9 protein-coding genes are annotated in these 9,393 nt (G+C 62.8%); all 9 read left to right on the top strand.

Annotation, left to right across the window (positions count from 1 at the left end):
• Positions 1-705: electron transfer flavoprotein subunit beta/FixA family protein (locus DXT88_RS01205; RefSeq protein ID WP_265211129.1), on the top strand; the 705-nt coding region annotated here is incomplete at its 5' end.
• A 12-nt stretch (positions 706-717) separates the two neighbouring features.
• The gene (locus DXT88_RS01200) at positions 718-1,659 is read left to right on the top strand and encodes an electron transfer flavoprotein subunit alpha/FixB family protein (RefSeq protein WP_265211128.1); all 942 of its coding nucleotides are present in this window, start codon (positions 718-720) and stop codon (positions 1,657-1,659) included.
• Between the two features lie 29 nt (positions 1,660-1,688).
• Positions 1,689-2,903, top strand: a complete 1,215-nt coding sequence (locus DXT88_RS01195) for an amino acid aminotransferase (RefSeq protein ID WP_265211127.1) — start codon at positions 1,689-1,691, stop codon at positions 2,901-2,903.
• Between the two features lie 145 nt (positions 2,904-3,048).
• A complete protein-coding gene (locus tag DXT88_RS01190) occupies positions 3,049-4,347 on the top strand; it encodes an HlyC/CorC family transporter (protein ID WP_265211126.1) in 1,299 nt (432 codons plus the stop codon).
• 58 nt (positions 4,348-4,405) lie between these two features.
• Positions 4,406-5,737 carry an ATPase, T2SS/T4P/T4SS family gene (locus tag DXT88_RS01185; protein ID WP_265211124.1) on the top strand — a complete coding sequence of 444 codons (1,332 nt, stop codon included), beginning with the start codon at positions 4,406-4,408 and terminating at the stop codon, positions 5,735-5,737.
• Between the two features lie 22 nt (positions 5,738-5,759).
• Positions 5,760-6,962, top strand: coding sequence for a type II secretion system F family protein (locus DXT88_RS01180; protein WP_265211123.1), 1,203 nt, complete (start codon positions 5,760-5,762; stop codon positions 6,960-6,962).
• Complete coding sequence (locus tag DXT88_RS01175) at positions 6,962-7,828, top strand: prepilin peptidase (protein ID WP_265211121.1); 867 nt, start codon at positions 6,962-6,964, stop codon at positions 7,826-7,828. The genes DXT88_RS01180 and DXT88_RS01175 overlap by 1 nt, the downstream gene beginning before the upstream one ends.
• A complete protein-coding gene (gene coaE / locus DXT88_RS01170; RefSeq protein ID WP_265211120.1) occupies positions 7,828-8,478 on the top strand; it encodes a dephospho-CoA kinase in 651 nt (216 codons plus the stop codon). Before DXT88_RS01175 ends, coaE begins: the two co-directional genes overlap by 1 nt.
• Positions 8,479-8,620: 142 nt before the next feature.
• Entirely contained in the window at positions 8,621-9,376 is a 756-nt protein-coding gene (gene zapD / locus DXT88_RS01165; RefSeq protein WP_016835705.1) for a cell division protein ZapD, read from the top strand.
• The last annotated feature ends 17 nt before the right edge of the window (positions 9,377-9,393 follow it).

Here is a 9,393-nt window from a genome sequence, read left to right as displayed (position 1 = left end):
CGCGTCAAATCCGACGGTAGCGGTGTGGACATCGCCAACGTCAAGATGTCGATGAACCCCTTCGACGAGATTGCAGTGGAAGAAGCCACGCGTCTGAAGGAGGCCGGCAAGGTCACCGAAGTCATCGCCGTCTCCTGCGGCGTGACGCAATGCCAGGAAACCCTGCGCACTGCGATGGCCATCGGCGCCGACCGCGGCATCCTGGTGGAAACACCGGCCGACCTCGACCTGCAACCGCTGGCCGTGGCCAAGCTGCTCAAGGCGCTGGCAGACAAGGAGCAACCGCAACTGATCATCCTCGGCAAGCAAGCCATCGACGACGATTCCAACCAGACCGGCCAGATGCTGGCGGCGCTGCTGGGCTGGCCGCAGGCGACCTTTGCTTCCAAGGTTGTGGTCGAAGACGGCAAAGTTTCCGTGACGCGCGAAGTCGACGGCGGCCTCGAAACCCTGTCGCTGACCTTGCCCGCCATCGTCACCACCGACCTGCGCCTGAACGAACCGCGCTACGTCACGTTGCCCAATATCATGAAGGCCAAGAAGAAGACCCTGGACATCGTCAAGCCGGAAGACCTGGGCGTGGACGTCGCCCCGCGCGTCAAGACGCTCAAGGTCGCCGAGCCGGCCAAGCGCAGCGCAGGCGTGAAGGTGCCTGACGTCGCCACCTTGGTGGCCAAGCTCAGAAACGAAGCCAAAGTCATTTAAGGAAGAGACAACATGACCGCACTTGTCATTGCAGAACACGATAATGCCAGCCTGAAAGGCAGCACACTGAACACCATCACCGCCGCCGTACAAACGCAAAAAGCGGCCGGCGGCGACGTCCACGTCCTCGTGGCAGGTCATAACGCGAAAGCAGCTGCTGATGCCGCAGCCCAGATTACTGGCGTAACAAAGGTCCTGCTGGCCGACGCGCCGCAATTCGCCGACGGCCTCGCCGAGAACGTTGCCGAGCAAGCGCTGGCCATCGCCAGGGACTACACTCACATCCTGGCCCCGGCCACCGCCTACGGTAAGAACATCCTGCCGCGCGTGGCCGCCAAGCTGGACGTGGCGCAGATTTCCGAAATCACCAGGGTCGACAGCCCTGATACGTTCGAGCGTCCGATCTACGCCGGCAATGCGATCGCCACCGTGCAATCGACCGACGCCATCAAGGTCATCACGGTACGCACGACCGGCTTCGATGCAGCAGCAACAGGTGGCAGCGCCGCAGTCGAATCGCTGACGGCCGTCGCCGACTTCGGCAAGTCCAGCTTCGTCTCGCGCGAAGTGGCGAAGTCGGATCGCCCTGAACTGACCGCCGCCAAGATCATCGTCTCCGGCGGTCGCGGCATGGGTTCGTCGGAAAGCTTCAAGATCCTGGAACCGCTGGCCGACAAGCTCAATGCCGCCATGGGCGCATCGCGCGCCGCGGTCGACGCGGGCTATGTGCCGAACGACTGGCAAGTGGGTCAGACCGGCAAGATCGTGGCGCCGCAGCTGTATATCGCGGTCGGCATCTCCGGCGCGATCCAGCATCTGGCGGGCATGAAGGATTCCAAGGTGATCGTGGCGATCAACAAGGATGAAGAAGCGCCGATCTTCTCGGTGGCCGATTACGGCATCGTCGGCGACTTGTTCGAGGTCGTGCCTGAGCTGGTCCGGCAACTCGGTTGAATCCCCCCGTCTACTTCTCTTCCTTAGCCATGAATCACTCCACCACCCTGTCGCTGTTGTCGTCGGTCGCGATGGCGCCGCGCGATCCCATCCTCGGCGTCACCGAGGCCTATAACCAGAGCACGCATCCGGACAAGATCAATCTCGGCGTCGGCGTGTACTACGACGACCGCGGCAAGGTGCCGCTGCTGGATTGCGTGCGTGCGGCCGAAGCGGCTTTGCAGCTGGATCCAAAGCCGCACACCTACCTGCCCATCGACGGCCTGGCGGCGTACAACAAGGCGGTCGGGGCGTTGCTGTTCGACGGCTGCACTGCGCTGGCGGAACAACGCGTGGTCACGCTGCAGACCGCCGGCGGTACCGGCGCGCTGAAAGTCGGCGCGGATTTTTTCAGGCGATTCTTCCCTGAGGCCCAGGTCTGGATCAGCAATCCCAGCTGGGAAAACCACGCCGCGCTGTTCGAATCCGCCGGCTTTGTCGTCAATCACTATCCCTACTACGATGCGGCCGGCAACGGCATCGACTTTGCCGCCATGCTGGAGGCGCTGGAACATGTTCCGACCGGTAATATCGTGTTGCTGCACGCCTGCTGCCACAACCCGACCGGGCTCGACCTCGACGAAGGCCGATGGGAACAGGTGCTGGGCGTCATCGCCCGGCGCGGATTGATTCCCTTCCTCGACATGGCATACCAGGGCTTCGGCGCCGGTCTCGCCGCAGACGGCAAGGTAGTGCGCCGCTTTGCCGACGGCGGACTGACGGTTTTCGTGTCGAGTACCTTTTCCAAATCATTTTCGCTGTATGGCGAACGCATCGGCGCGCTGAGCGTGGTCGCGGCCGACGCCGACGCAGCGGCGCGGCTGCAGTCGCAACTGAAACGCACCATCCGCACCAACTACTCCAGCCCGCCGGAACACGGCGCCCGCCTGGTTGCGACGGTGCTTGGCTCGGCGCCGCTACGCGCCATGTGGGAGCAAGAGCTGGCGGCCATGCGGGAGCGCATCCGCACCACCCGGCGCGACTTGCGATTGCGACTGGAGGCGCTGGCGCCGGGTCGGGATTTCTCGTTCCTGACGCGCCAGTCTGGGCTGTTTTCCTATACCGGCCTGGACAAGGAGCAGGTGCGCAGGCTGCGCGAGGAGTACGCCATCTACACCCTCGACACCGGTCGCATCTGCGTGGCGGCGGTCAATTCGGGCAATATCGAACGGGTCGCCCAGGCTATCGCGACCGTCTCTGCATAAGAACAACCCGGGTCCCGGACGATCTTCGCCTCGGGTTCCGCCCTGCCCAATTGATGTTAGAATCCAGCTTCGTTTGCGTCACGGAACCGGGCTCGTACCCGTTGCCGGAGCAGGCGACTACATCAACTTCCCTTACGGTGACCCTTTGGATACCGTGCCCATATGGGTGCAAATTCTTGCACTGGCACTTCTGATTCTTTGCTCGGCATTCTTTTCCATGACCGAGACCGCCCTGATGGCTGCCAACCGGCATCGCCTCAGGCATCTAGCCAAGCATGGCAACAAGCGCGCCATCACGCTGCTGTGGCTGCTTGAACGCACCGACCGGCTGCTGTCGCTGATCCTGATCGCCAATACGCTGATCAATGCGCTGGCGACGGCGCTGGTCACGGCGCTGGCGATCACCGCATTCGGCAACCACGAAAAAGTCATCACCATCGCCACCGCCTGCGTGGCCGGCCTGCTGATCGTCTTTGCCGAAATCGTGCCGAAGATCATCGGCGCCACCTATCCGGAACGCATCTCGCTGTTTACCGGCTTCTTCCTCAAGCCGCTGATGGCGCTGGCCAAGCCGCTGCTGTGGGTGGTCAACATCATCGTGTCGACGATCCTGCGCATCATCCACATCAAGGCCAGCGGCCGCTCCCATGAGCAGCGCCTGTCGCCTGAAGAGCTGCGCTCGATCGTGCTCGAAGGCGGCAACTTCATTCCGCAGAAGCACAAGAGCATCCTGCTCAACCTGTTCGACCTCGAGAAGATTTCGGTGGAAGACGTCATGACGCCGCGCGCCCAGGTCGAGGCGCTCAACCTGTCGGTCTCCATCGATGAAATCCGCAACCAGCTGGCGACCTGCTATCACAACAAGCTGCCGGTCTACGAAGGCGAGATCAACCAGATCGTCGGCATCCTGCACGTGCGCAAGGCGATCATGCTGTTCAGCCAGGATGAGGAAATCACCAGTGAAGAAATTCGCGCGCTGCTGAGCGCGCCGTATTTCATCCCGCAGGACACCGACGTCTTCACGCAGCTGCAGTACTTCCAGGAAAACCACGAACGCCTCGGCATCATCGTCGACGAGTACGGCGAAGTGCAGGGCCTGGTGACGCTGGAAGACATCATCGAGGAAATGATCGGCGAGTTCACCACCTCGGTGCCGGGCGCCGCCCGTGCCGACAGTTTCGCCTGGAACAAGGACGGCGAATGCCTGCTGGAAGGCGCCACCACCTTGCGCGACATCAACAAGCGCCTGGGGCTGAGCCTGCCGCTGGACGGGCCCAAGACGCTCAACGGCCTGCTGCTGGAATGGTTGCGCGACATCCCCGAAGCCAACGTGTCGGTGCGCATCGCCGGCTGCATCATCGAAATCGTCCAGGTCCAGAACCAGGCCATCAAAGTGGTCAAGCTGTTCGCGCCGACCACTGCAAAAACGCCGAAAGCCGAATAGCTACGATTTACAAGGCGGTACGCAAGCCGCATCATCGGTCGCTTCAGGTTCACCCCCGATGCACTCCCGATACGATACGATACGACGATGCCAGCAAGACGCCGGTGCAACGCCGGTCGCTCTCTCGATTTTTTCGACTCTTGCCGGCACCGTCACCATGCTCCAGCGCGCTTCTGCTGCTTCTTCCGGACTTGCTTCCGCCTCCCCGTCCTTACCTGATTTCGACGACGCCTCCGCCGTCAATTACCTGCAGAAGATCCTGCTCGACGCCGTCAACCTCGGCGCTTCGGACCTGCATTTCGAACCGTTCGAAAAGCATTGCCGCATCCGCTTCCGCGTCGACGGCCAGTTGCGCGACATCGTCGAACCGCCGCTATCGATGAAGGACAAGCTGGCCTCGCACATCAAGATCATCTCCGGTCTCGACATCGCCGAAAAACGCATGCCGCAGGACGGCCGCATGAAACTGTCGTTGTCGTCGACGCGCGCCATCGATTTCCGCGTGTCGACGCTGCCGACACTGTTCGGTGAAAAGATCGTCATGCGCATCCTGGATGCCAGCCACTCGCAGCTGGGCATCGATGCGCTCGGCTACAACGACGCGCAAAAGGAATTGCTGCTGCAGGCGATCCGCCGCCCTTACGGGATGGTGCTGATGACGGGGCCGACCGGCTCGGGCAAGACGGTGTCGCTGTACAGTTGCCTCAGCCTCCTGAACCAGCCCGGCACCAATATTTCCACGGTCGAGGATCCGGCTGAAATCAGCCTGCCCGGCATCAACCAGGTCAACGTCAACCAGCGCGCCGGACTGACCTTCCCGATCGCGCTGCGCGCCTTCCTGCGCCAGGATCCGGACGTGATCATGGTGGGCGAGATCCGCGATCCCGAGACCGCCGACATCGCCGTCAAGGCGGCGCAGACCGGGCATCTGGTGTTTTCCACGCTGCACACCAACGATGCGCCGTCGACCCTGACGCGCCTGATGAACATGGGCGTGCCGGCGTTCAACGTGGCGTCATCGGTGATCATGATCACCGCGCAACGGCTGGCGCGCCGGCTGTGCGGCTGCAAACAGCCGACGGACATCCCCCTGGCGGCGCTGCGCGAAGCCGGCTTCTGCGCAGCAGACCTGAACGGCGGCTGGACTCCGTATCGCGCCGCAGGTTGCCGGCGCTGCGGCGACACGGGCTACAAGGGACGCGTCGGGATTTACCAGGTCATGCCGATCAGCGAAGCCATCGAAGGCCTGATCCTGGCCCATGCCACTGCGCCCGACATCGAAGCGCAGGCGGTGCGCGAAGGGGTGCTCACGCTGCGCCAGGCGGGCCTGCAAAAAGTGCGCGAGGGATTGACCAGCCTGGAGGAAATCCTCGCATGCACCAATCTGTGACAGTGTTGACGGACGCACCGGCATGACCGCCGTGCGCGACGATCTGTATGCGTGGGAAGGCCGCGACCGCCAGGGCAAGTCCGCACGCGGCGAAATGCGCGCCGGCGGCCCGGCGCTGGTCGGCGCGATGTTGCGGCGCCAGGGCATCCAGCCGACGTCGATCCGCAAGAAAAACGTTCAGCGCGACAAGCGCATCGGTGAAAAGGACATCGCGCTGTTCACACGCCAGCTCGCCACCATGCTCAAGGCCGGCGTGCCGCTGCTGCAGTCGTTCGATATCGTCGCACGCAGCCAGGCCAATCCGGCGCTGGCGCGGCTGGTCGCCGGACTGCGCGCCGACGTCGAAGGCGGCAGCAGCCTGCACCAGGCTTTCGGCCGCCACCCGCGCCAGTTCGACGCGCTGTATTGCAGCCTGGTCACGGCCGGCGAACAAGCCGGCCTGCTCGACGAGCTGCTGGCGCGACTGGCCCATTACAAGGAAAAGACGCTGGCCACGCGCAGCAAAGTGCGCGCCGCACTGGTCTATCCGGTCGCCATCGTGGCGTTCGCCGTGCTGGTGACGTCCATCATCATGATCTGGGTGGTGCCGTCGTTCAAGGAAGTATTCGGCAGCTTCGGCGCCGCGTTGCCGCTACCGACGCTGATCGTCATCGCGATTTCGGATTTCCTGACGAAGTACTGGTGGATGATGGCCGCTACGGTTGGCGGCGCCGGCGCCTGGCTGCTGCAGGCATGGCGCAGGTCGCCGGCCTTGCAAGCCCGGACCGACCGCTGGCTGCTGCGACTGCCGGTGTTGGGCAACGTCGTGCGCAAGGCGGCGCTGGCACGCTGGAGCCGCACGCTGGCGACCTTGTTTGCCGCCGGCGTGCCGCTGGTCGACGCCCTGCTGTCGGTACGCGGCGCTGCCGCCAACGCGGTCTATGCCGAAGCCACCGCCGCCATCGGCCGCGAGGTCGGAGACGGCGCCAGCCTGGCGGCGGCGATCGAAGGCACCCGGCTGTTTCCGGAGCTGGTCGGCCAGATGGTCGCCATCGGCGAGGAATCCGGCGCGCTCGACCAGATGCTGGCCAAAGTGGCCGATTTCTATGAAATCGAGGTCGACGAAGCGGTCGCTACCATCTCCACACTGATGGAACCCTTTATCATGCTGGTATTGGGCGTCGTCATCGGCGGCCTGGTGATTGCGATGTACCTGCCTATTTTCAAACTGGGATCCGTTATCTGATGTTCGAACTGCTGACCCTTGCCGACACGCACGGCGGCGGCAATGCCGTTGCCGCGGCGCTGGCCGCCTGCGCAGGACTGCTGATCGGCAGCTTCCTCAACGTCGTCATCCACCGGCTGCCGCAGATGATGCAACGCGAAGCCGAGAACTACCTGGCCCACGAAGCTGGGCACAGCCTGCCGCACGGCGAGCGCTACAATTTGTGGACGCCGCGTTCGGCCTGCCCGCATTGCGCAGCGCCGGTCGCTCCCCGGCACAATATTCCGCTGCTCGGTTATCTGCTGCTGCGTGGCCGCTGCGCCGCGTGCGGCACGGCCATTTCGCGTCGCTATCCGGCGGTGGAAATCCTCACGGCGCTGCTGTCGGCATTGACGGCGTGGCATTTCGGCCTCGGCCTGGAAGGCGTCGCCGCGCTGGCCTTCCTCTATTTCCTGATCGCGCTGGGCTTCATCGACGCCCATACCCAGTTGCTGCCCGACAGCCTGACGCTGCCGCTGCTGTGGCTGGGGCTACTGGTCAACCTGGGCGGCGTCTTCGTACCGCTGGCCGACGCCGTCATCGGCGCGGCCGCCGGTTATCTTGTACTCTGGAGCATTTACTGGATCTTCAGGCTAGCCACCGGCAAGGAAGGCATGGGCTACGGCGACTTCAAGCTGCTGGCGGCGCTCGGCGCCTGGCTGGGTTGGCAAGCGCTGCCGCTGATCCTGGTGTTGGCATCCTGCACCGGCGCCGTGGTGGGCATCGGCATGGTCATTCTGCGCAAGCACAGCAAAGACCAGAGCATTCCGTTCGGTCCCTATCTGGCGCTGGGCGGCGTACTGATGCTGCTGTACGGCAAATCCCTGCTTTCATTCGGATCGTATTGATGAACGACATTTCCTCCAGCGCCGGCGCAACGCCCTTTTCCATCGGCCTGACCGGCGGCATCGGCAGCGGCAAGACCACCGTCGCCGACCTGTTCGGCGAGCGCGGCGCCGCGCTGATCGATACCGACGCCATCGCCCATCAGCTGACCGCGCCGGGAGGGGCAGCGATTGACGCCATCCGCACAACATTCGGCGACCACTTCATCGGCGCCGACGGCGCCATGGACCGCACCCGCATGCGCGCCCATGTATTCGCCGACGCCGGCGCGCGCAAACGGCTGGAGGCCGTGCTGCATCCGCTGATCCGCAGCGAGACCGCGCGCGCGGCGCAAGAGGCGCGCGGCGATTACCTGATCTTCGTGGTGCCGCTGCTGGTCGAGTCCGGGCAATGGCGCACGCGCACCTCGCGCATCCTGGTTGTCGATTGCAGCGAAGACATCCAGATCGCCCGCGTCATGCAACGCAACGGCATGACGCGAGCGCAGGTCGAAGCCATCATGGCGGCCCAGGCGACGCGCGCCGAACGACTCGCCGCCGCCGACGACGTCATCGAAAACAATGGCGATACCGCTGCGTTGCTGCCGCAAATCGAGCGCCTGCACGCGCGCTATCTGGCCATGGCGAAAACAAATCGCGATGGACATTTGTAATTTTCCTCTGCATGGGTCAGAATCACGTAAATTGAACGCGCGCTTTATCAATATCCGCAATCTCTTCAATATTTTGCAATCATTGAGGACATATTCATAAAGCGCGTTGTCGAATCCGATTCAACTTTAAAGGGACGCAGCTTTGATCGTTTACGAATACCCTTTCAACGAGCGTATTCGCACGCTGTTGCGGTTGGAGGATTTGCACGAAAAGTTCGTGTTCTTCCTGCATCAGGAAAGCCCGCTGCAACATCATGTCGCCCTCTCCACCATTTTCGAGATGCTCGAAGTGGCTGGACGCGCCGACCTCAAATCCGATCTGCTGCAAGAACTGGAACGCCAGAAGCAAATCCTGCTGGCCTACCAATCCAATCCGAACGTCGAAGCCGAGATGCTCAACGCCATCCTGAGCGAAGTCGATCGCGCCAGCGCCGCCTTGGCGGCCTCGCAAGGCCGGACTGGCCAGAACATCCGCGAAAACGAATGGTTGATGAGCATCCGCGGCCGCACCATCATCCCCGGCGGCGCCTGCGAATTCGACTTGCCGTCTTACTACGCCTGGCAAAAGCGCACGGCGGAGCAGCGTTTCATCGACATTTCCAACTGGTTTGCACCGCTGGTGCCATTGTTCGACGCTGTCGGCATCGTCATGCGACTGCTGCGCGAATCGGGACAACCGGTCAAAATCAATGCAGAAGGCGGAAGTTACCAGCAGATGCTGCAAGGAAAGATCTACCAGATGCTGCGCCTGGTGATCGATGAAGAGATGGGCGCGATCCCCGAGATTTCGGCCAACAAGTACATGCTGTGGGTGAGATTCACCTCGCAGGACGGCGACATGAAACCCAAGCCTTTCGAAGGCGAAGTACCGTTCGAACTGGCGTTGTGCGGGTTTTAAGTAACAGATTCAGATAG

This window comes from Herbaspirillum lusitanum (assembly GCF_026127345.1).
Lineage (GTDB): Bacteria > Pseudomonadota > Gammaproteobacteria > Burkholderiales > Burkholderiaceae_D > Herbaspirillum > Herbaspirillum lusitanum.
The sequence above is the reverse complement of the archived record's forward strand: the minus strand, read 5'-3'. Positions and strand labels throughout refer to the sequence as shown.